This is a genomic window from Chitinophaga nivalis (genome assembly GCF_025989125.1).
Taxonomy (GTDB): Bacteria; Bacteroidota; Bacteroidia; order Chitinophagales; family Chitinophagaceae; genus Chitinophaga; species Chitinophaga nivalis.
Genome location: NZ_JAPDNR010000001.1, coordinates 4495829 through 4519840, shown reverse-complemented (window position 1 = coordinate 4519840; position 24012 = coordinate 4495829). Strand labels below are relative to the sequence as shown.

Annotated in this window: 15 protein-coding genes; 7 read left to right on the top strand and 8 right to left on the bottom strand. The window is 48.1% G+C overall.

Going from position 1 to position 24012, the window contains the following annotated elements:
- The 4 genes from OL444_RS17945 to OL444_RS17930 all read left to right on the top strand — a co-directional run bounded on the left by OL444_RS17945 (position 1) and on the right by OL444_RS17930 (position 3817).
- Positions 1-663 carry a hypothetical protein gene (locus tag OL444_RS17945; RefSeq protein ID WP_264730923.1) on the top strand — a complete coding sequence of 221 codons (663 nt, stop codon included), beginning with the start codon at positions 1-3 and terminating at the stop codon, positions 661-663.
- A 2-nt stretch (positions 664-665) separates the two neighbouring features.
- Entirely contained in the window at positions 666-2393 is a 1728-nt protein-coding gene (locus OL444_RS17940; RefSeq protein ID WP_264730924.1) for an O-antigen ligase family protein, read from the top strand.
- A gap of 157 nt (positions 2394-2550) precedes the next feature.
- A complete protein-coding gene (locus tag OL444_RS17935) occupies positions 2551-3126 on the top strand; it encodes a Crp/Fnr family transcriptional regulator (RefSeq protein WP_264730925.1) in 576 nt (191 codons plus the stop codon).
- Positions 3127-3205: 79 nt separating this feature from the next.
- On the top strand, positions 3206-3817 hold the full coding sequence (locus OL444_RS17930) for a hypothetical protein (protein WP_264730926.1): 612 nt from the start codon (positions 3206-3208) through the stop codon (positions 3815-3817).
- A 7-nt stretch (positions 3818-3824) separates the two neighbouring features.
- Here OL444_RS17930 and OL444_RS17925 read toward each other — a convergent pair whose 3' ends face one another.
- The 4 genes from OL444_RS17925 to OL444_RS17910 form a co-directional block, all read right to left on the bottom strand.
- Positions 3825-4199 (bottom strand): VOC family protein, encoded by a 375-nt coding sequence (locus OL444_RS17925; protein WP_264730927.1) that lies wholly within the window; start codon positions 4197-4199, stop codon positions 3825-3827.
- A 132-nt stretch (positions 4200-4331) separates the two neighbouring features.
- Positions 4332-5012, bottom strand: a complete 681-nt coding sequence (locus tag OL444_RS17920; protein WP_264730928.1) for a type 1 glutamine amidotransferase domain-containing protein — start codon at positions 5010-5012, stop codon at positions 4332-4334.
- Positions 5013-5052: 40 nt separating this feature from the next.
- Positions 5053-6024: an NAD(P)H-quinone oxidoreductase gene (locus OL444_RS17915; protein ID WP_264730929.1), complete on the bottom strand. Its 972-nt coding sequence runs from the start codon at positions 6022-6024 to the stop codon at positions 5053-5055.
- A gap of 149 nt (positions 6025-6173) precedes the next feature.
- Positions 6174-6740: a Crp/Fnr family transcriptional regulator gene (locus OL444_RS17910; RefSeq protein WP_264730930.1), complete on the bottom strand. Its 567-nt coding sequence runs from the start codon at positions 6738-6740 to the stop codon at positions 6174-6176.
- Between the two features lie 391 nt (positions 6741-7131).
- Between OL444_RS17910 and OL444_RS17905 the strand changes: the two genes are divergently transcribed.
- Positions 7132-8547, top strand: coding sequence for an MFS transporter (locus OL444_RS17905; protein ID WP_264730931.1), 1416 nt, complete (start codon positions 7132-7134; stop codon positions 8545-8547).
- 63 nt (positions 8548-8610) lie between these two features.
- Here the strand turns inward: OL444_RS17905 and OL444_RS17900 are convergent, their stop codons facing one another.
- Entirely contained in the window at positions 8611-9450 is an 840-nt protein-coding gene (locus tag OL444_RS17900) for a fatty acid desaturase family protein (RefSeq protein WP_264730932.1), read from the bottom strand.
- A gap of 139 nt (positions 9451-9589) precedes the next feature.
- On the bottom strand, positions 9590-10849 hold the full coding sequence (locus tag OL444_RS17895) for a lipoprotein N-acyltransferase Lnb domain-containing protein (protein WP_264730933.1): 1260 nt from the start codon (positions 10847-10849) through the stop codon (positions 9590-9592).
- Between the two features lie 814 nt (positions 10850-11663).
- Between OL444_RS17895 and OL444_RS17890 the strand changes: the two genes are divergently transcribed.
- Both OL444_RS17890 and OL444_RS17885 read left to right on the top strand, forming a co-directional pair.
- Positions 11664-14648, top strand: a complete 2985-nt coding sequence (locus OL444_RS17890) for a sensor histidine kinase (protein WP_264730934.1) — start codon at positions 11664-11666, stop codon at positions 14646-14648.
- On the top strand, positions 14645-15388 hold the full coding sequence (locus OL444_RS17885) for a LytR/AlgR family response regulator transcription factor (RefSeq protein WP_264730935.1): 744 nt from the start codon (positions 14645-14647) through the stop codon (positions 15386-15388). The genes OL444_RS17890 and OL444_RS17885 overlap by 4 nt, the downstream gene beginning before the upstream one ends.
- Positions 15389-15445: 57 nt before the next feature.
- Here the strand turns inward: OL444_RS17885 and OL444_RS17880 are convergent, their stop codons facing one another.
- Positions 15446-16276, bottom strand: coding sequence for a hypothetical protein (locus tag OL444_RS17880; protein WP_264730936.1), 831 nt, complete (start codon positions 16274-16276; stop codon positions 15446-15448).
- 65 nt (positions 16277-16341) lie between these two features.
- The gene (locus tag OL444_RS17875) at positions 16342-23976 is read right to left on the bottom strand and encodes a non-ribosomal peptide synthetase (RefSeq protein WP_264730937.1); all 7635 of its coding nucleotides are present in this window, start codon (positions 23974-23976) and stop codon (positions 16342-16344) included.
- Positions 23977-24012: the final 36 nt, after the last annotated feature.

Sequence of the window (24012 nt, the reverse complement as noted above, 5' to 3'; positions counted from 1 at the left end):
ATGCCATTACCCGTTACCCTGTTTAAAAAGTGTCGCCGTAAGATTTCGCTGGCACTGCTCTCCTTTCATTTCCTGCTCATCCTGCTGGTGAGTATTTCCAGTACTATCCGCGGCTATACTACGCTTTATCATCATCCAAAGGGAAAAGAACCGCTGCTGACAGTAGCCCGGTATTGTCATGTGCTGACAACTACGCCGGGGATACTGCAATATATCAGCGTATCCGGCATCGATGCCGGATATGGTTACTTTGCACCGAATGTGGCCAGTGGCTATGTGGTGCATTTTGTGTTAAAAGATAAAAACCGGCAGCCCCTGTATGACACTTATTTTCCTCCGTTTAAAAATGCAGAAAGTATGATCCGTTATGTAGCCCTGATGGGTTGTTTTCAGGATAAACTCCCCGCGCTTCAACAGGAAAATACCTGTCAATCCCTATATATCCGGTATCTGAATACCCTGATAAAATCCATGGGGCAAAGCATACTGGCCCGTTACCAACATATTCCGGCTGATCATCTTATTGCTACTTTATACCTGTATGAATATCCTTCGCTGAAGGATTATATTGCCGAAAAAACAACCCCACGGCTTATTGCGCTGGAAAATATTCCCGTCGCTGCTGCGCCGCGTCCTTTCTCTGTACCTGCTGTTAACCGTTGAACATGAACATACTACTGACCCTGAAATTTGCCTATCCGTTGCTATTGATTTTTTTGTTGCTCTCCACCGGTTACAAACGCCGGCGCACATCCCCCTCGCCCGCCCGCAAGGCTGTTTTCAGCCAGCTGGATGTGTTGGCGCTCTGCTGGATCTTGTTTACCGGAGGCAATATGTATTTTAAAGCTACTGTGCCTTTGCAACCGGCCGACTTTTACCAGTTATTCCTCTTATCCACCCTGTATGCTACTGCCAGGTATGTTTTTGCCACCGGAGCAAACGTCAGTATGGTCTGGATTACCCTGTTGATGACCGTTGCGGTGGAAGTATGTACCGGACTCGGACAGGCGTTACAGTTATATAAGCATACAGACCCTTTGATTAAAATAGCCGGTAGTCTGATGAACCCGGTCACCTATGCCAACTACCTGCTTTCGGTATTACCAGTATCTCTTTATATAGCCCTTTCTCCTACTACTTTCCGGGCCGGATGGCGTTACCTTGCCGGCAGCGCGAGTATACTGCTGATATTGATCCCATGTTGCCTGATGGCTTCCCGTATGGCCTGGATTGTAACGGCGCTGATTATGCTGCTCACCTTCCGGTTACTACGCCGCAAACCATTGATACAGCCAGCTACCCGCAGCATACATGGTCTGTTACCGGTACTGCTGCCACTGCTGGCCGGCGGCCTTTTCTACTGGTTGCTACAATTAAAAACGGCTTCCACTGTAGGGCGGTATTTTATATTGCAAAACACCTTGCAGTTGCTGCACACCCATTTTATCAGTGGCATCGGCTTTGGGAATTTCAACAGCTGTTATAATGATTTTCAGGCCAACTACTTTCGTACCCATTCCGATCCGGCGATGGAATACCTGGCCGCTTTTCACCTGAACGCCGGCAATGAATACCTGCAGATAGCGCTGGAAGGCGGTATAGCAGCCATCCTGCTAATCATACTGACGCTGGTAAAAATTGTGCAGATCATCCAAAAAAACTACCGGCACCGCCAACCTGCTGTGCTAACGGGCATTATCAGCATAGTGGCTATTCTGGTGATGGCCTGTTTTTCTTACCCCTTCCGGATTGTACCCGTGATGGCACATTTTATCATGGCAATGGCCATTTTAAGCAGCGTTGACCGCAGCTATGTTTTTCCGTTTTCTACTGCCCGGATTTATTTTTACCCGCTGAGCAGCCTGGCCCTGATACTCCTGACAGCAGGCATACTCCGGTTCAACAGTTACCTGAGATGGCAGATTATCATGCAGCAGTATGCAGACACAGCTACCCCTCCTGCTGCCTGTGAGGTAAAACGCCTGTATAGTACCCTATGGCCCGCATTAAAACACCATCCGGCTTTCCTCGCTGACTATGCAGAAAAACTATCGCAGGCAGCAGATTACCCCGGCGCCCTGGCTTTGTTACAATATGCCATCAAACAATCGGGCTATTACTTTTTTTACCAGGATATAGGACAGGTATACGAAACTTTGAAAAATGCGCCCATGGCAGAACAGGCTTATCTGAAAGCCTGTTACCTGGTACCCGGAAAATTGTATCCGCGTTATCAGCTCATGTTATTTTATTATCATAACCAGGACACGGTACAGGCGGCAAAATGGGCCGCTATCATCAATAAGATGCAGGTAAAAGTAGCCGACCAGCAGGTAGCTACCATCAAACATCAGGCACGGGAAATTCTGGCCGGATATAAGTCTCGTCCCTGATTTTCGTTTATACTTTTCCGTTATATTTCATTGTATTTGCGACAACCGGCATTTAATACTTATTTTGTGGCTGTAAACGACCCTGGCAACAGGATATTACTACCATTACGACCGCTTTACACCAATGCCTTACCGCAGATTACCGCAAGAAAAAGACATGTCACTCCTGCAGGAAAATATCCTGCACCATCTTTCCGCCATGGCCCCGCTTTCTGCGGCTGCAGCCGCTGCTTTGACCAGCTGCTGCCAGTTGCGGAAACTCCCTAAAAATCATTTGCTCGTACATAGCGGAGACCATTCCGACAAATTATTTTTTGTGGTACAAGGCGCATTAAGGGCTTACTTTCTGCAGGATGAAAAAGATATCACGGACTGGTTTGCCTTTGAAAACAATTTTATTACGGCCATTGTGAGCTTCCTCGGACAAGTACCCAGCCCGCATCAGATCGAAACCATGGAACCTTCGCTGGTACTTGTTATAGACCGGCATGACCTGGAGATCATCTGCCGCCAGCATCCTGACATGGAACATCTCTATCGGTTATGCCTGGCCGATACCTTACTGAAATTGCAACAACACATTATTGCGCAACGATACAAAACAGCTGCAGACCGTTATGCCGCCCTGATTTCCAGTCAGCCCGGCGTAGTGAACCGGGTACCGCTCAAACATATTGCCTCCTACCTGGGCATCTCTCAGGAAAGTCTGAGCCGGATCCGGGGCCGGCGTTAATTTCTTAACCCAGAGTCAAATACGGGGCATCGCTGACGGATTACTTTTGCAGCATATTGAAAAAAGGTTTTACCCGAATATGAAGAAAGTACACTATTACGCCGGCCTTATCCTATGTTGTTTTATCGGACTGCATCTGTTCAATCACCTGATGAGTCTGGGCGGTGCAGACACGCACATCCGCGTGATGCAATACCTGCGATTGATTTACCGTAACCCGCTGGTGGAAACGTTGCTACTGCTGGCCTGTGGCATACAGGTGCTCTCCGGCATCCGGCTGGTGCGCCGCAAACGCCGGATGGCACACACCGGATTTGAAAAGCTGCAAATGATAACCGGTTTATACCTGGCTTTTTTTCTACTCATACACCTGAGCGCTGTTTTTACCGGTCGCTACTTCCTGCACCTGGATACGAATATCTATTTTGGCGCTGCTGCATTAAATAGTTTTCCGACGTTGCTGTTTTTTGTACCCTATTACGGATTGGCGATCATGGCCGTTTTTGGCCACCTCGCCAGTGTACACCAGCAAAAGATGACAGTTACATTGTTTGGGTGTACTCCGCGGCAACAGGCCTTCCTGATACTGCTCACAGGTATGCTGATCACCCTTTGTATTTTCTATGGTTTAACCCATCATTTCAAAGGGATGACCATACCGGCCGCCTATCAGGTACTGACTGGAAAATAGGCCGTGTCTATTTTTCTTCGAGCACTGACAGGATATTTCCTGCGGGGTCCTGGAACCAGGCTATTTTAGGGCCGCCGCCATGAAAAATACCTTTTTCATCTGTTTGGAGCTTGCCTTCATATTGCAGAAAACGTACGCCCCTGGCAGTGAGTTCATCTACAGCAGCGGTAATATCGGGCACCGGAAAATTGAGGATGGTATAGGTGGCGGGAATATGATCGGGTTTAGGATACACGAGTACCGGATGACTACCGGCAATATGAATTTTTAATATCCCGGAGGTGGCTGTTACTTCGAGGCCCAGTACTTCGCTATAAAATGTCTGGACGGCCGGCAGGTCATTAGCGGAAAATCCGCTGAATGCTTTTACATGCTTCAACATATTATACTATTGAACAGGTGAATAAATAACAGGGGGTAATCTGTTATACAAATTACGGATAAAACGGCAGCGCGCTGTTGCAGGACGGATTTTTTTTGTCCTGCAGCAGCGCGCTGTCCGGTATAATATGACTTATGACTTTGCTTGTAAAGCAGCCAGGATAGCCTCTCCTACGGCTTTGGCAGATTGCGGGTTCTGACCGGAAATAATCCGGCCATCTACCGTTACATGTTGCTGCCACATGGGGGATTTTTCAAAAATGGCCCCATTAGCGATCAGCTGGTCTTCCAGCGAGAAGGGTACTACATTTTCCAGCTCCACCGCTTTTTCCTCTTCATTGGTAAAAGCATTTATTTTTTTACCGGCAATCAATCGCTGACCATTATCACCCGGAATGTCCAGCAGGCCTGCCACGCCGTGACAAACAGCGCTGACAATACCGCCCTGCTGATAAATGTTGGATGCTATATTATCCAGTGTTTTATTATGGGTAAAATCCCACATGGTGCCGTGGCCACCAGCATAATAAATCACGTCGTAATCAGCAGGATTAATCTGTGCCGGCGTAAGGGTGTTGTTGATCTGCTGCTGCGCCGCGGCATCTGCCAGAAATTCCTGGTTGGCTTTATCGTCTTCTTCCAGGCCATAGTAGGGCGCCTTTCCTCCTTTCGGGCTAACAAAATCAATGTCATAACCGGCTGCTTTCAGCACTTCCCAGGCGTGTGTTACTTCGCCATAATAAAAGCCGGTTTTTTCTCCGGTATTACCTAATTGATCGTGGCTGGATACCACAAACAGTATTTTCTTACCCATGGTATTAATTTTTTTTAGTTAACGGTATGAAAGATTTTTTTTATTGTATTTCGAGGATGATTTTTCCGGTATGCTGGCTGCTTTCCATTAAAGCATGTGCAGCAGCTGCTGCTTCCAGCGGAAACGTCTGATAAACGACGGGATTAAAGTTCCCACTGGTCAGGAGGGGCCATACCTGCTTCCGGATATCAGCTGCCAGGGCAGATTTGAAAGCCGTATCGCGGCTACGCAGCGTACTACCGGTAATGGTTATACGCTTTTGCATCAGCTGCATGACATTCAGTGGTACAGTATTTCCCATCATCGCATTAATGAATACCAGCCTGCCTTCCGGTCGGAGGATCCGGATATTTTTTTCAAAATAATCACCTCCGATCATGTCCAGGATAACATCCACACCAGCTGCCTGCAGCTCCTGTTCAAAGTCCTGGCTTTTGTAGTTGATACATACCTCTGCACCCAACTCGCGGCACTCCCGGCATTTCTCCTCTGTACCGGCCGTGGCAAATACTTTGGCGCCCCATGCCTTTGCCAGCTGAATAGCTGTGATACCGATACCACTACTACCACCATGTACCAGAAAATGTTCACCGGCTTTTAATTGTCCGCGTTGAAAAACATTGCTCCATACGGTAAAGATGGTTTCAGGCAGACTGGCAGCGGCGACAAAGCTGAACCCGGCAGGCACCGGTAAACACTGGCCGGCGGCGACGGTTACATATTCTGCATAACCACCACCGGCAATCAGCGCACATACCGCATCTCCTATCTTCCACTCCGTCACCTGTGCGCCACATGCTTCAATCACACCGGCTACTTCCAGCCCCGGAATATCTTCGGGTACTCCCGGCGGTGGCGGGTATTTGCCCATTCGTTGAAATACATCCGGCCGGTTTACGCCGGCGGCTTTTACCCGTATCAATACCTCCTGTTCGCCCGGTTGCGGGCGGGGCCTTTCAGCGATCTGCAAAACGGCAGGATCACCGTAAGTGGTAATAACAGCTGCTTTCATTTGTTTCTGTTTTAGCGGATGAACAGGCCATCGCCGGACTCCTTCAACAACCGCCGGCGTGGCGCCTTACATCCGGATGTAAAGTTCTGGTAATCCGGTACGATCACCAAGGAGCCAGGTCACAAAAAACAAGTGATGCAGATCACATATCAACGGGTATTAAAACGGCTAAGCGTTTCGCGGGATACACCCAGATACGCCGCAATAAGCTGTTTGGGTATACGTTGTAATAATTGCGGATACAGGGTGGCAAACTGGTCATAACGTTCCTGCGCATTTTTATTGAGCAGCGACAGGATTCTTGCCTGCAGTGCCACATAGCCCATATTTGATTTTTTCCGGAAGAAGTGTTCAAACTTTGGTAGCGCCGCACATACTTTTTCCATATCGTCATAGGAAAGCGCCCATATGGTAGCATCTTCGATACAATCTACTTCAATAGTGGCTTCCGTTCTTTTGAAGAATGCCTGGAAGTCGCTCACCCACCAATGTTCCATGGCAAACTGCAAAATATATTCTTTTCCTTCAGGGTCTGTATGATATGCTTTTACGCAGCCCTGTTCCACCAGATAGATATGGTTTACCGGTTGTTTCTCCTGGATCAGGAACTGGTGTTTTCTCTTTTTCAACACGGAGAAATGGGGACGGATATACGTAAATTCTTCTTCACTCAGTGGTATCAGTTCTTCCAGGTGTTGCCGCAAAAAATCTGTCATGGTTACAATTGTTTTTTTTCATATCCCCGGTAGGGATTTTCCTCAGCGGTGGCTATACGCCTGTTTATGCAGCGAGCCGGTTACGAATGTAATACATATCCGTTGATTCGTTTACGTATGCTGCTGCCCGGACAGCTGCCTCACAAGACCTTGATTGCTGGCTGCCCCGGGGGCGTATACCGGTATGGTTCCGCTGGTGACTGTTTTTTCATTTGAAGATTCCCATCGGGTTGAAATGATGATATCTTTTTTGTTTTACTCCCACGACACCTATTTAACCAAATAAACAAAGTATTTATTTTGTTTATTAATTACAATGCCTACTTTTACCCTACGGAAAATAAAAGGAAGCACCTGCTTCCTCTATACAAACACCAAAAGATATGCACGTATGGCAACACAGGAAATAGCGATGAAAGCACCGGGATGGGGCACCTTATTATCAGGTAAAAACGGGCTTCGCTCCATTGCATTGGCAGGCGGGGTGATGCTGCATGCCACGGATGTATATCTGGCAACGACCATCATGCCCTCCGTAACGCAGGAAATAGGTGGTTTATCCTTGTATGCATGGGCTACCACGGTGTATGTTATTGCCGCCATTATCGGATCGGTATTATCTTCCCGGCATTTATCGCAGCGGGGGCCACGGCAGGCTTACCGGATAGCAGCACTCCTTTTTGGTATCGGTTCACTGATCAGCGCCACGGCGCCCAATATGTACTGGTTGCTGAGCGGCCGATTTGTGCAGGGGCTGGGAGGCGGTTTATTGTTTGCCTTATCCTATGCCATGATCAGTATTGTTTTTGAGGAGAAGTTATGGCCCCGGGCCATGGCGCTGGTTTCTGCCATGTGGGGTGTATCGGCATTTTCCGGGCCGTTTGTAGGGGGCCTGTTTGCCCAGTACGGTCACTGGCGTATGGCCTTTATCACCCTGGTGATCCTCACCACCCTGTTGTTGCTACTCACAGAGAAAGTATTGCCGGTAAAAGGGCCACAGGCGACCAGCCGGACGCCCCTCCCCGCAGTACAGCTGTTGCTGCTGACAGGCGCTACGCTGGCAGTATCTATCGGCGGCGCCATTGAGAAAACATCCGCCAACATCGTCGGCGTAGTGATAGCGATTGTTTTGTTTATACTATTGCTGATAGCAGAAAAGCGGTCGGCTCACAGGTTGCTGCCTACCGGTGCTTACCGGCTTTCCGGCGCCCTGGGCGCCACCTACGCGGTGATGGTGTTACTGACTATTGCCACAGCGGTAGAAATATACATCCCCTACTTCCTGCAGGTAATTCATCACTTTACGCCCCTGAAAGCAGGCTATCTGACTGTACTGATCGCCTTTGGCTGGTCTTTCTCCTCTATTGCCTTTTCCGGAGCTGCTCCTGCCAAAGTGAAGATACTGCTGCCGGTTGGCGCCTGCCTGGTACTGGCCGGGCTTGCCGGGCTCACCTTTACCATGCCTGCGGTCAATAGTGGCACCGGCCTACCTTTGCTGCTGATGTGCGGAAGTCTTGCCCTGACCGGCATCGGCGTTGGCATCGGCTGGCCTCATCTGCTCACCCGCGTGCTCACAGCTGCCATAGCCGGTGAAGAAGAAAAGGCCGCCGCCTCTATTACCACTGTACAGTTACTCGCCACTGCTTTTGGCACTGCTTTAACAGGCCTGGTGGCCAATGCATCCGGATTGATTGCGCCGGGTGGTATCACAGGCGCTCAACAAGCTGCCGGCTGGCTACTGGGATTATTTATCATTACGCCGGCGCTGGCACTGCTGCTGCAGTTAAAACAGCGCCGCTTGCCATAAAAATCTCCGGGAAGATATCCGCTATGGTTATCTTCCCGGTAATCATCTTCCGAAATAAAATACCTATGCTTTGAGATTGGCTTTTTTCATTTGCCGGTAGGTATCCAGAAAACCACCGGAAATATCTCCTTCCCCCTTACCGAAATCGTTATAGGCATCCGGCAGCCTGAACCAGGGAATGGTAGGATATTTATGATGCAGATAATGATACCCGTTGTTATGGGTGATCAGGTTGGAAAGGGGATTCAGGTTACTACGTGTACCCGTTTCCGTATGAAAGTGATCGGAGACTTCTGACCAGTACAGATAACTGTAAAAACACCATACATAGGGAACCACCCAATAAAGCAGCAGTATGTCCAGGCGCTGCATGAGTGCAAAACCCGTTACGATCACCGCCCAGAAAATCAATATCCGGATACCGCTGCTTTTAAATGGTTTTAAAGTCAGCTGATGTATATAAAATAACCCGGCAAAACCGGTGACCGGTTTCAGGAACCACAACCAGAACAGGTGCCGGACCGGCTCCTGGAAACCCAGTTTCCGGTAATCTGTCACCAGCCGGTCTTTATCTTTTCCCAGATAGCTATGATGTACGAGGTGTTCTTTTCTGTATTCTTTTACCGTTATCCAAAAAGGAAGGGCATATAAAAAATCCAGCCGGTAATGCCACGATTTACGGGCAAACAGGGTGTGATGCGATGCATCATGCAACATGGACTCTCCCAGGGCAAACTGAAATGCCCCAATCAACCATACAGAAGGGATATACAGCCATATACTGGGATAACGGATATTCAGGGCCGCAATCAGCACGATCGCTATCCAATCACGTGCAATCACCAATAAAGAATAGAAGGTATTCGGCCGGAGATAGCTTTTGAGAGATGGAACAGTATCCATAAGTCGTCCATTTAAATGGTTATGATATTCATAAGGGCCTGCCTGTCGTTACAGGTTAAGGGGCTTGACCGGTGCAGTTCATACTTATTATTGTTAACGTCAGGAACGTTAAATTTGGAGTCAATCTACTATGCGTAATTTAACGCTTTTTTCCCAAATAATCCGAAGCACCGGGAATATTCACGGGTAAAAATCCGGATCGCCCTCCCTGCTGACTTATCGCAATCAGGCGTACTGCCAGGGTAGCCATCAGCAGATACATTTCCGGCAATGCGGTAAACAGATTGCGCCAGCTGCCCAACAACATAAATAGCAACAAAATGAGCAGCGAGATATGGGCATAATATTTCCGGAAACGGCAGGCAGGAATACCCGTTAACAGCAAATGCGCAGGCATCAGCGCAAACAGGTAATAATTTCCTTTTAAAGGAGCATGGTGTGACCACCCCATCAGCAGCAACAGCAAACATCCGATTGCACCGGTACCACCAAACAACAGGATATCCAGGTACCGGCTCACATACCGGTTCAGCGGCAAAGAAACAATGGTCAGCAGGGCTGTTATAAACAGCAGTAAAAAAAACATATAGGGCAGCAGATACGGGGTAGCTGCCAGACTACGTGTACCCTCTACCGGTATTACCCGGAAGCTGGCTACCAAAGGACGTTTATTCCGTGAGCTATGGTCCAATGCTTTTTGTAATTCCAGCGGCAGAAAAAGCCGTTGCCGGAAACAGGTTTGCTGGTCGGCCGGTGCGCCCAGCAGGATATTGATGCCCAGTTTGAGCCAGGGAACACCCAACAGGTACGGCGACAATAATGACCGATAGGTAGCCGGCCATGCTATATAAGCGGTATCGGTTTCCAACGGGATATCCAGGTTATCATTCAACAGTTCATACAATCTGGTGGCACAGTTATCATCAAAAAAACGGTAGGGATAATAACGGGCAGGGGTTTGCAAGGTATGTTCCAGGTAGGAATAGATTTGCCGTATTTCGGCAGAGGTAAGTGTCAGCACCTGCTCTGATATTTCTTGTCTGTCGGCCTGACAGCCATCATAAAAAGCAGTGAAGGTATCAGCGGAAAGATAATAGGCCAGGTTACCTTGTATAAAGCGGAGGTAAAAACGGGGGGTATTTACATCAAAAGTACCGTAATTATACACCCTGTCCAGCTGATTAACCGGGTCCATAATTCTGAGTGCAGCATGACCGAAACGCGCATAGGCCGCCTCGCCGGGCGCGCAGATCAGGATACTCAGTTGTGCTGCCGGTGAAAGTACACTGGCGTTGTTTGCCTGCAAGGGAGTTGCGGTGGCCGCCATCACAGGTAAGCACCTGCAGCAGCAAAACAGGAATACCCACCATATGCCAGCTATGCGATGATTCAGGGACATAAGATTTCAGTTAACAAAGCAGGGTTATTCATTATTCACCCTTAAATCTACTATTTGCAGCCAGCATATATTCCGGTTGCTGCGGGAATTCATACAGATTTAATTTGTGTTCATACAGCCAGGCACGATGCCTGCATCGCGACACACCACGACGTCACTATTCGTTGGGATTTTCGCCCATGCAAAAAACGGTTGCTCCTTTTGCAGGAACAACCGTAAGAGAAGATGGCGACTTCTCAGTTAGAGATTATTTAGGTACCGGGACTGCTACACCTGATGATGCGATCTACAGGTTACAGTACTTCAGTGATTGATCCATTTCTGGTTTGCGGGTAATTCCACAGATAGTGTACATATCTGCAGGCAGTGAGTCTTTATAATACGGGAGTGCATTCCACTTTTCATTCCTGATAAGGGTCTTTCCTACCCCCTCTTCCTCTCCGGACAGTTTATAGCTCTCAGTACTGCTGCTTATGGTTGTTCACGTCTCTGACTGGCATGGTATCCACTATTTAATTTTATCATAATCATTCCGGATAACCGTTGGCATTACTATCGTTTACCTGCTTTGGTAACGGAAAGATAATCCGACTTTGGGAATGCAGAAACGGCAATTTGATAATTGCATCCCATTTTCAATAAGTGCAGCTTGACAAGCATTTTTCGATATATTGCTATTTATTCGTAGATTTTCAGCCAGAAAGCCAACATTATTATCATGTATCACTGTGTAAAAAAGAGCAATAATCTGTAAATCATGTTTAGCACATCTTCCTATTTCCCTCATTTTTAATATTTTCCTGGAAACCACGTCATGCGTCGACTACTGTTATCTATACTGTTGCTACTATCGGGCTTCCGTGCCGCATCCCAGGAGTTATCTTATACCCAGTATACGGTAAAAGATGGCCTACCCGGCACCATCGTATATCAGGCACTCCAGGACAGAAATGGCTTTATCTGGTTCGCTACCAGCCAGGGCGTCAGTCGCTTTGACGGTAAAACATTTAAGAACTATACCAAAGAAGATGGGTTACCGGATAATGAAATTCTAAAACTCTATCTTGATAAGTACAATAACATCTGGTTTATTTCCATGTCGGGTTATCCGTCTGTTTTTTATAAAGGCGCTATCCGGAAGATACCACACTGTGAAGGCGTATTGGCTATCTGCGAGGATTTTCTGAGCGACTCTATCCTGTTTCTGGCGCGGAAACTGATCGGAGGTAAGGATTTACTGGACTATGGTTTCTATACATCGGCCAACCTGCCAGGTCAATGGCGGTTCAGAGGCATGGTACAGCCGCCACCCTGTGACTCTTTTAACTGGCCGGTATTGCGTACTTCCTCCGATAAAAAAATCAATTATTATTTTTCGCTGGCCAGTGTCTACGACTATGCCCTCACGATCAAAACCACCGGTGGCACCCGCACCTTTACCTTCCCCTATACGCAGCAGGATGGGTATGTGTCGCTGACCATGAAATCGATGCTGTCGATGAATAAGGCAACATCGGCTATTGCTTTTTGTACCGACACCCTGTTCCGGGCAGACAGCAACCGGTTGGAGGTAGTGCTCCCCCTGTCGTCCCTGCATTTAAAATACGTAGATCTCAATACGATGTTTTATGAAAATGACAGCTCAGTGTGGTTATGTAGCCGGAACCGGGGCCTGATTCAGATACAACATCCATTCTCCGGTCATCCGCAGGTACGTTCCTTTTTCCCGAAAGCATTCTGTACATCTATTATCAAAGACCGGGAAGGGGGCTATTGGGTGACAACGCATAATGAAGGCGTGTATTATCTCCCGAACCTCCACTCCTACTACCTATCTGGTATTCCCGCTATTGCAGATAAAGATGTAAAGTGTATTTTGTCTATCAACAAAGATCAGCTGATTGCAGGTTTTGCAGATGGGAATATTCTTTCTGTTAATCCGAACACCCTGCAAGGAAAACTGTTTTCCCGCTGGCATCATACCAACAATAACCGGATCCTGGACATCCGGCCTTATGGTAAGGATAAGTTTATGGTGATCAGCGATTATGAATTACATTTCCTGTATCCCGATCAACACAGCAAAAAAATACTTTCCTGGACAGGACTCAAAGCTGTGTATATTAACTCCGATTCTTCCGTGGTAACCGCCGGCAGCGAAGGAGTACATGAGGTCAATCCGTATAACATCGGCGGGTTTACCACCATTTTCTCCCAAAGAACCACCTGTATCACCGGCGAGGGCAACAACTATTATTGGGGTACCCTCAACGGGGTGTATGCCTACATTGATAAAAAGTTATATAATCTCGCCCAAAAATTTCCGGACCTGGGAGGCATTATCAATCATATTGACATTGCACCGGATTCGGCCATCTGGGTATCTACGCAACAGGGACTTAAAATACTGAAAAACGGCCGGCTCACCGCAATCGGAAAAGAACAGGGCATGTTAAGTGATATGTGCAAGCATATACTTTTCGACGGTAACGCGGCCTGGGTATCTACCGATAAAGGGATCTCCCGCATTGCCTATCGCTGGTACCATCAGACACCTGTATATACGATCAGCAACATTACAGAAAATGAAGGGCTGATTTCTTCTGATGTCAACCAGACTGCCGTCAGCGGAGAGAATATTGCTGTTGCCACGGCACGGGGTATCTGCTTTATTCCCAGAAATGATGCCGCCGATGGCATGTTAAGTCCGTTGATCAACATCAATGCCATTATCAATGGCAACACGGAAGTAATACCACATGATACCGTATGGGTAGACTATAAAAAGAACAAACTGCTGATCGAATTATCGGGGATTTCTTTCCGGAGCGGCAAACAGATGTATTACCAATACCGGCTCAAAAACCTGGACCAGAACTGGACCAACTCGGCCACCGGCTCCCTGGAATTTTCCACCCTCCCCTTTGGCACCCATACCTTTGAGGTAAGGGCAGTAGACAGATGGGGTAATAAAAGTGAGCAGGTAAAAAGGCTGATGATTGTGGTGAATCCTCCTTTCTGGAAAACCTCCTGGTTTATAGGCTGTACTTATTTCCTAACCGCCATCATCATGGGTCTGGGCGTATATGCCTACTCCCGGCGACAGCAACTGCAAAAAGACAAAGCTTATCAATTTAAAAAAAGAATGGTGGATTTGGAAATGATGGCACTAAAATCGCAGATGAATCCTCATTTCATTTTCAATTGTCTGAGTTCCATTCAGCATTATATCCTCCGGGCGGATACGGTCAATGCAAACCTATACCTGCATAAGCTTTCTACCCTGATCCGGAAAATACTGCAGCTCAGTACAGCCGCAGATATTACGCTGGCGGAAGAGATAAAGATCCTGGAACTATACCTCAGTCTGGAAAAGTTAAGGTTGGGTGAAAGGATGGATTATAAGATTCAGGTGGAAGATGACCTGCAACTGACCTCCTTGTATGTGCCGGCCATGATCATACAGCCGCATGTGGAAAATGCTATTAAACATGGCATCTCCGGGTTGCAAAACAAACAGGGATTTGTACAGGTGGATTTCCGGCGTTCGGGGAACTACCTGGTATGTACGATTGATGATAACGGTAAAGGTATTTATGCGTCGGCACAGGATAAGAAAGTGAATCTGCCGGGGTACAAACCTTCCGGCAACCTGATCACTGAAAGCCGTATCAATGTGTTGAACACGGTACTGAAAGATAAAATACTATTCGAAATAACCGACAAAGCGGTGCCCGGATTAACAGCGTCCGGTACGATTGTCCGTTTATTTTTTCCTATATCAAATAGTCAACTATGATAATACAGACCATTGTTATCGAAGATGAAGAAAAAAGCAGGCATGTGATCTTTGACCTGATCAAACAGTTTACAACAGACCTGGAATTATGCGGAACTGCCGGTAGTGTAGAACAAAGTGTGCAATTAATAGAAAGCAAGGCGCCTCACCTGGTGTTCATGGATATTCAGATTGCAGACGGAACAGGGTTTGATGTGTTGAGAAAATTGACTTCCCGGAATTTTGAACTGATCTGTATCACCGCCTTTGATAATTATGCCGTAGAAGCTGTGCGGTTTTCCGCGGTAGATTACCTGTTGAAACCCATTGGCATTCCCGAATTTCAGGAAGCGGTGGAAAGGGCACGGAAACGTATCAACGAAAAAACAAAAAACCAACATATTGATACGCTCTTTCATAGCCTGATTCAACAAAGCAATCCGGATAAAAAGATCAGTATCGCCACCGTGAACGGGTACGAATTTATTGACATGAAAGATATTATCTGGTGCCATTCCGAAGGCAGCTATACCACCTTCCACCTGGTGAATAATACCAAACTGATTTCTTCCCGTAACCTGGGCTCCTACGAAACGCTGCTATGTGCCAATAACTTCTGCCGTATTCATAATACGTCTATCGTTAACCTGCGTTTCATCAAAAGTTATATCAAAGGCAAGAGTGGTTATCTTATCATGACCAATGGTACCAAACTGGAAATTTCCCAACGGCGCAAGGGCGACTTCCTGAACCGATTGTAAACAACGATCCGGGAATAAGGTGGTGATCCTCCGCCTTATTCCCGGACTTTTCACCGGCTATTCTTCATACCACATCCCTTCCGTATTGGTGGCCAGCACTCCCCGTAAAAAAGGACGCTCATTATCTACTTCCAGGTTGGCATTTAAATAAGATAATCGTTTATCGCGTACCGCATTGGCGGCAAAATCATCCCGGATCAATCCTTTGTCCTGCACATTCGCCTCAAAGGCTTTCAGCTTGGAAAAAGCATTGGTGGTATGCTGCATCCAGGAGTGATGGAAGCCCATATAATCGTCAATGCAATGCACGGTATTCAGCAGGCCGGCGGAAGTACCTTTCTTACGGAGATAATCTGCCGTGAAAGGCATTCTTTTGAAATACCGGCCTGTCATGATAAAAGTACGGTAGCTGAAATCCGGCGCACCATGGTTTCTGTCAGCAAACAAATTCAGGTAGAAGACAGAGAAATGCAGCTTTACCGTTACGATCTGGTGTTTCTTTACTTCATCTATAATCCTGTCTGCAAAACGGCTGTCCAGTATTTCATCCAGATCTGACAGGATAATAATATCTTCATCTCCTACAATCTCTTTCAGGAAAGCAGTATTACTTCTTTGCACCGCTTCATTGTAGTAGCCCATATTATTACTCAACAGGTTCCAGTACCAGGCATCAAACGTTTCTGCCGTGCAGGTTTCCAGATTATAGTAATCCTGTTTGGGTAACGGCGGATAAAACAGCGGGTCTGTTTTTACCTGATGGTACTTTACCTTGTTGGTCAGCAGGGAGGAATCGAAGTTATACGGTTTGCTTTCATAACTGAAATTCCTGTCGCCCTCACTGAGATGTAGTTCATCTACCCAATAAGCCGTTTCCTTAATTTTCATTTCGGCCATTTTGTTCTCATTGAAAAAAGGACAGTACTCAAATACTTTCATTTTGCTGTAGTTTATTATTTATTAAGATGAATGATTTGTAACAGGTGATGCTCAAAGGCTGCCGACAGTTGCTGGATCACACTTTCCCGGAAATGGATGCTGCTGTAATAGAAGGTGGCTTGTAGCCCGCCCTCCGTCAGGGTAGCGGTGATATTCAGCAGGTAGGATGATGGATTATCCAGCGAGTGGGTAATGCCTACCGGCAGTTCCAGGGGCTGATAAAAACCATTCTCTGTTTGCAGCGATATCAGATTCAGGTAGTGAAACAACACGGGATAGTCCTGCTTCAATTCCGTTTGTATCGTTGTATCCGGCACCAGGTGGTTCAGCACCAGGTAATCCAGCCCTGCTTTCGGTACCCCCAGCAGACTTTCCTTCACGGCCTTTATCACGCCGGGATAATCTACCACATGGGTAGCGGCGGCAGTAATGCAAACCGGATAGGCGCCGGCAAAAAAGCCCACGGTGCTGTCTACCCGTATATCATCAAAAAATGATTCCCGCTGTGCCGTCAGGATATTGATCAGCAAATTATTCCGGTGCTGTACCTGCTGGCAGGCACAATAAAAAGCAGCCAGCTGTATGTTGAATATATTGGCCTGGTAATGATGTACGGCCTGTTGCAGGGCAGTGAGATCTGCTGCTGTACGCAAAGGTGTTGCCCGTATGTATGCCATGTCCCGATGTACCGGATAAGGGGTAGGCATCGCATCCGGCATAAAAGGCTGCCCCGCCAGCACCTGCTTCCAGTAGGCCCTCGCCGCCGTGAAGTCGTGTTCCTGCGCATAGCTGTTCAGTCGCACGCACCAGTCCCGGTAGGAGGCTGTTTGTATCAGGTCTGTCGTTGCCATATTCAGGCACCGGCGCCGGAATGTTTCTATAAATACTTCCCAGGAGATTCCATCAAACAACAGGTGATGTACCAGGAAAAACAGCACCTGTTTACCCGGCTCCTGGTAATTTTCAAACAGGAGCACTTTAAACAAGGGACCTGTGGTAATGTCGAACTCCAGCTGCAACGCCTGGCAATGTTTGGTAATCACATCCACCTGTGCAGCTTTATCCGTTCCGGATACATCTATCACACGGAAGTAGGCTTCCGGTTGATCTTCTTTGTAAAACTGCGTCCAGGTACCGGCTTCATTTTTACGGAAACGCAGTAACAGCGATTGGTGTACCTGTTGTATTTCGTTGAGCGCTGTTGCCATCTGAGCAGCCGGCACCGGCTGTTGCAACAGGATCGTAAAGGGTGAATTAAAAATATTCCGGTCTTTCATCTCCCGCTGGAAGAAACGGGCTTGTACTGCCGACAAAGGAAAATCTGTACCCGCCGGCAGGTCGACGGTTTTATTAACCGGGGTTTGCCGCCGGGGTACTGTAGCTGTTTGTTTGCGGACACAATGAGCCGCCAGTTCATACACCGTCGGATAATTAAACAGGTCGTTGGCAGCCACGGCATATCCTTGTTGCTGCAAGCGGTTTACTATTTGCAATGCTTTCAGGGAATGCCCTCCCAGCGAATAGAAGTTGTCCTGCACTCCTACTCTGTCGAGGCCAAACACTTCGCACCAGATGCCGGCCACCTGTTTTTCCGTCTCACTTTCCGGCGCTACAAACTGCCGTTCCAGCTGTGCCAGGTATTTCTCCGGTACCACCCATCCGCTGTTATCTGCTGTCAGCGCCTTCCGGTCTGTTTTACCGTTGCTGGTCAGCGGTAGTCTGTCGATCCGGATAAACCATTCCGGCATCATGTAATGCGGCAACAGGCGGCCCATATAACTGCGCAGTGTTTCATCGCGGATTTCCTCATCCGATACATACCAGGCACAAAGGTGTTTTTCTCCTGATTTATTGTTTTCCTTGATGGTTACGACAGCATGTGTGATATCCGGGTATCTGCCCAGCGCTGTTTCAATCTCACCCAATTCAATTCTGAAGCCACGGATTTTCACCTGGTCATCTGTACGGCTGGTGAATACCAGGTTGCCATCCGGCAGCCATTTTACCCGGTCGCCGGTGCGATACAGTATGGTGCCCGGCACCAGTGCCTGCTCACTGAATTTCTCCCGGGTGAGTGCCGGCCGGTCCCAATATCCGGTGCTGATACCATCTCCGCCAATATACAATTCACCAGGCACGCCTATTGGATTCAGTGCATTGCTGTTATTCAGCACATATAGCTTTGTATTGGCGAGTGGCCTGCCAATAGGAATATTCTCTCCTTCTGCAACAGCCGTAACCGGATAGAAGGTAGTAAACACCGTCGTCTCCGTAGGGCCATATACGTTCACCAGCTTGTCTGCCCCCAAATGCGCCAGGGCTTTTTTAACATGTGCTGCAGAAGCCTGTTCGCCACCGAAGAATATCTTCCGTAGCGGTGCAAAACAAGCCGGGTTGGTGTCTATACAAACATTAAACAAGGCTGTTGGTATATACATCACAGAGATCTCACTGTCACGGATCAACGCAGCTAACCTGTTTCCATCTGTCAGCGTTGTCTGCTGCAGCATAACGAGTCCGGCTCCATTTAACAGCGCGCCAAAAATATCGAACACCGATCCATCAAAAGCGAAGTTGGATACCTGTAACAGGTTATCCGCCGGCGTCAGGGTGATGTAGTTGGTTTGTGTAACCGTACGGATCACATTATAATGCTGCACCCCAATACCTTTAGGTGTTCCGGACGAGCCGGAGGTATACATGATATAGGCGAGGCTTTCCGGCGTTATCTCCGGAAATGTAGTGGTAATGGGATCGGTGACCGGTGCATCATTATCTACGATCAGTATTTTTCCCTGATAGCGGTAAGTGGCATAGATGTCAAAAGTCGTTACGGTGATATCCGCTGTACTGTCGGCCATGATCTGTTCCACCCTTTCGTCCGGATACTCCGGATCGATGGGTACGTAGGCGCCGCCGGCCCGCAATATGGCCCATATGCCAATGATCATTTCAGGAGAACGGGACGTAATGAGCGCCACCGGCTGCCCGGGGCTTACGCCCATCTGTAACAGCCTGTCCGCATAAAATGTTGCTTTTTTATCCAGCTCCTCATAGGTGAGTGTTATGTCTTGCATCCGCACGGCTGCTTTGCCGGGATGTAGCCGCACCTGTTGCGCAAACAGGTCGTATAACGTCTGATCTCTGGGATAAGGCTGACTGGTTTGATTAAAATCCACCAGCAGTTGTTGTTGTTCGGCCTGCGTTAGCAGTTGCAGGTCTTTCAGTGTTTTTCCGGGGGCGGCTACCAGGTCTGTCAGCAGCTGTATAAAGTGGCCACCGAGCCGGTGAATCGTATCCGGTCTGAACAACGCGTTGCAATAACTGATATTCAGCTGCAGCGCTCCTGCTTCCTCTGTCACCTCTACCGTCAGGTCTACTTTCGACATCTTTCCTTCATCGGGATAAGGCTGCATGTGCAGCCCCGGAATATCCAGCACCGGCGCTCCCATATTCTGTAATACAAAGATGGTATCGAATAAAGGATTCCGCGAAGCATCCCTTTCCAACGGCAACAGGCTGATGAGTTTTTCGAAAGGATATTCCTGATGCTGATAGATATCTATCGCTGCAGCTTTCACTTCTTCCAGATAAGCCCGGAATGTTTTATCCGGCGCCGGATAATTTCTCCAGGCCACCATATTGACCAGCATACCTGCCAGCTCCTGCTGATCGGCATAAGGCCGGTTGGCCATGGGAATACCGACAATCAGATCTTCCTGGTCTGTATACTTATGCAGCAACACGGTGTAAGCCGTAAAGAGCAATATAAACAAGGTGGTCTGCTGCGTACCTGCCAGGTCATGCAGTTGCCGGGAGAGTTGCGGCGGGAAATCAAAATAGATGGTACGGCTATCAAATGCGAAAGGGGCAGGTCTTTTAAAATCCGTTGGCAGTTCCAATACCGGTAGCGGGCCACGCAGGTGCTGCAACCAGAACTTTTCCTGCGACTGGAAATAACCACCCTCCCATTGTGCCTGTTGCCACATGGTGTAGTCCTTATATTGCAAGGGCACCCGCTTCAGTTTTTCTCCCTGGTATAAGCGACTGATCTCCCGCATGAACAAGGTTTCTGTCACACCATCTGAAACGATATGGTGATTGGCCAGCGCCAGCAGATATTTATCGGTATCTATTTTCAGCAAGGCAGCACGGAAAAGCGGTGGCTTCTCCAGGAGGTAAGGTGCGCGGAGTGTGGCCAGTAAGGGCACAATATCGGCTTCGCTTCCTTCCTGGTATAGTAGCTCCAGTTCTGCTTCCGGCCATATTTTCACAAAAGGCTTTCCATCCCGCATGACATAAGCCGTGCGGAACACTTCATGCCTTTGTATCACTGTTTTTATGGCTTCCTGTAATTTATTACGATCAGGCGTACCGTTTACCCACATCGGAAATACAGAACAATAAGTATGGTTCTGCTGCGTCGCATGCTGATGCAAATAGATCATTGTTTCTGAAAATCCCAGCGGATAATACCGGCGTCTTTTGGCACGGGTAATGCTGGCAACCCGGTTTGCGGTCTGTGCCTGATACCAGGCAATGCGAACAGCCAGACCGGCAATGGTAGGCTGTTGCATGACTTCCGTCAGCGGCAGGCTGATATTAAACGCCTCCTGAATCCGGATAGACAAGATAGTAGCCGTCAGGGAATGTCCGCCACATTCAAAGAAGTTGCGCGTAATACTGATCTTATCTTTTTTAAGGATATCATGCCAGATCGCCGCGAGTTGGATTTCTGTAGGAGAAGTGGGTGGTATATACGCCACCGTTATATTTTCGGTTTCTCCCGACAGCGATTGTAATGCTCTATAGTCCAGCTTATCATTCCCGGTCAGGGGCATGGTTGTTAATACGGTAAAGGAAGCCGGAACCATATATGCGGGCAATATGGCCGATAGAAAAACACGTAGTTCTTCCGGCAGCAATGTCTTATCCGGGGCAGTCGTATAATATGCCTGCAGGTATTTATCCTGTCGGGCATCTTCTTTTACAATAACGGCTACCTGATTGATCAGGGGGTGTTTGTATAGCTGTACTTCTATTTCTGCGGTTTCTATCCGGTGCCCTCTTATTTTCACCTGTGTATCTCTTCTGCCAATAAAATCCAGCATACCATCTTCCCGCCATTTTACGATATCGCCGGAGCGATATACAGGCGTACCTTCGGAGAAAGGCAGGGTTTCAAATACGCCCTCCATCAGTGTTTCATCCAGGTACCCGGCAGTAAGTCCGGCGCCGCCGATACATAACTCGCCCGGAATACCAGGTGGTAACAGGGTATTGCCATTTAACACGAACAACCGGGTATTGGCAGCCGGAGGACCGATGGGTATCGCTACCGTATCAGCCGGTACTTCGGCTATGACGAAGTAAGTGGCATAGACGGTTGTTTCCGTTGGCCCGTACATGTTTATCAGTTTACCGGGCCCCATGATTTCCAGGGCACGCCGGGCATGTACCACCGATGCCTTTTCTCCTCCTATCACCGCTTTGCGCAGTCCGGCTAAAGCGGCCGGCGCATTGTCCACGATGGTATTGAATAAGGCGGTGGTGAAGAAAGAGAAGGAAATATTTTCCTCCCGGAACAGGGTGATCAGCCGGGCAATGTCTTGCCGTTCTGCCGCCGGTACCAGTACCAGCGTACCGCCGTTTAACAACGTGCTGAATATATCATATACAGATCCGTCGAAAACATAATTGGCCAGTTGCAACACCCGATCTGCCGGTAAAACATTCAGATGTGGCGTATCTGCCAGCATACGTACCACATTACTATGCCGCACGCATATCCCTTTCGCCTGTCCTGTAGTACCGGAAGTGTACATCACATAGGCTGTTGCATGGGCCTGATGCGGTATTGCCGGATTGGTACGCGCCGCCGTATTGATGACCGGATCGTGCAGGTCCAGCACAACAGCGTGTAGCCCTTCCTGATAGTCCGGCAGTTTTTCTGCCGTGAGCAGCAATACCGCATGACCGGTGGCCAGCATATGCGTGATCCTTTCTTCGGGATATCCCGGATCAATGGGCAGATACGCTGCGCCGGCTTTCAGCACTCCCATGATCGCTACGATCATTTCCACCGAAGGTGTTACCAGCAGCGCTACTACATCCCCCGGCACAATCCCTTTATGCAGTAAGGTCCACGCCAGCTGGTTGGCACGTTCATTCAACGTCTGATAGGTGATGGTGTGGCCTTTGAACCGAAGTGCCGGCTGTTGCGGTGCCGCAGCTGCCTGTTGCTCAAACAGCTGATCAATGGTACCTGCAGGAAAAGGCGGATGAAACGGATGAAAATCGTGCAGCAGCTGTGTTTTTTCCGCGTCACTGATCATCTGTATATCCTTTAGACAGCTATCCGGATTGGCGGTCACCATTGTCAGGATCTGCTGATAATGGCGGTTCATCTTTTCGATGGTTGCCTGTTTGAAAATACCGGTATAATATTCAATAGAGATGTGCAGCTGGTTATCTGTTTCAATAATACCAAAGGTCAGGTCCAGCTCTGCTTTATGATGTATGAATTCCACAGGCGTTACCTGTAGTTGCTCAAAATTACTACTACTCATCTGCTGATGAAAAAACAGCACATCATACAAAGGATTCCGGGACGGATCTCTTTTGATGTGTAGTTTTTCTACCAGATAGCCTACATCATACCGGAAGTTATTCAGTGCCGATGTGGTATAGGCATCTGTTTCCTGCAATATTTCCCGGAAAGTTTTTCCGCCGGCTGCGAGGGCTCTTACCGGCAGGGTATTGATAAACAAACCGATTGCTGCTGCCATCTCTGCTTCCGGCCGTACTTCCCGCGGCATGCCTACAATGATATCTTCCTGAAAAGTGTATTTATTCAACAGTACAAATAAAGCCGTCAGACAAACCCGGTAGATGGCCGTATTATTTGCCGCAGCGGTTTGCCGGATTGCAGCAGCCAGTTCGGGGGTCACCGGAAAGTGCAGGATGGTACCTTCAAAGTTAAATACCGGTGGTCTGTTGAAATCGGCGGGCAGTTGCAATACGGGTAGTTCACCACTGAGTTTCGACAACCAGTCGGCTTCTTCTTCTTTCAGCTGTGCCGCCTGCCCGTTTTCTTTTAACCATACCGCATACTCTTTATACTGTACGGGAATGTCTGGTAGCGCCGTCTGGTTATACAAGCGAAAAAGATCATTGATCAATATATTTTCAGACCGGAGATCTGAAATGATGTGATGCATGTCTGTCAGCAACACACAACATCCATTGGTTAATTTATACAAGACTGCCCGCATCAACGGCGCCTGTTTCAGCTGGAAAGGTTGTATGGCTTTTGCGATGACCTCCTGCAGGTCTGCTTCCTGTACATGATCTATGACCGTAAAATCAATGGTATCCACCTCCTGCAGGTATTGCACGGGTTCATCTCCCACCAGTACAAAAGCCGTTCTTAGCTGTTCATGCCGTTGAACGAGTTGCACAAAAGCATTTTTCAGCTTTCTTACATTCAGTTCTCCGGTTATCTTTCTTACCACAGGTGAGTTATATGCTGTACTGTCACCATTCAGTCGATTGATGATCCACATCCTTTGCTGCGAGGGGGTCAACGGGTACTGGCCCCGTTGATCCCGCCACGCAGGTACTTTATGAGATAGGGTATTACTAAACATAGTCATGGGTTAATCCAAATGTGATGAATATTCAAT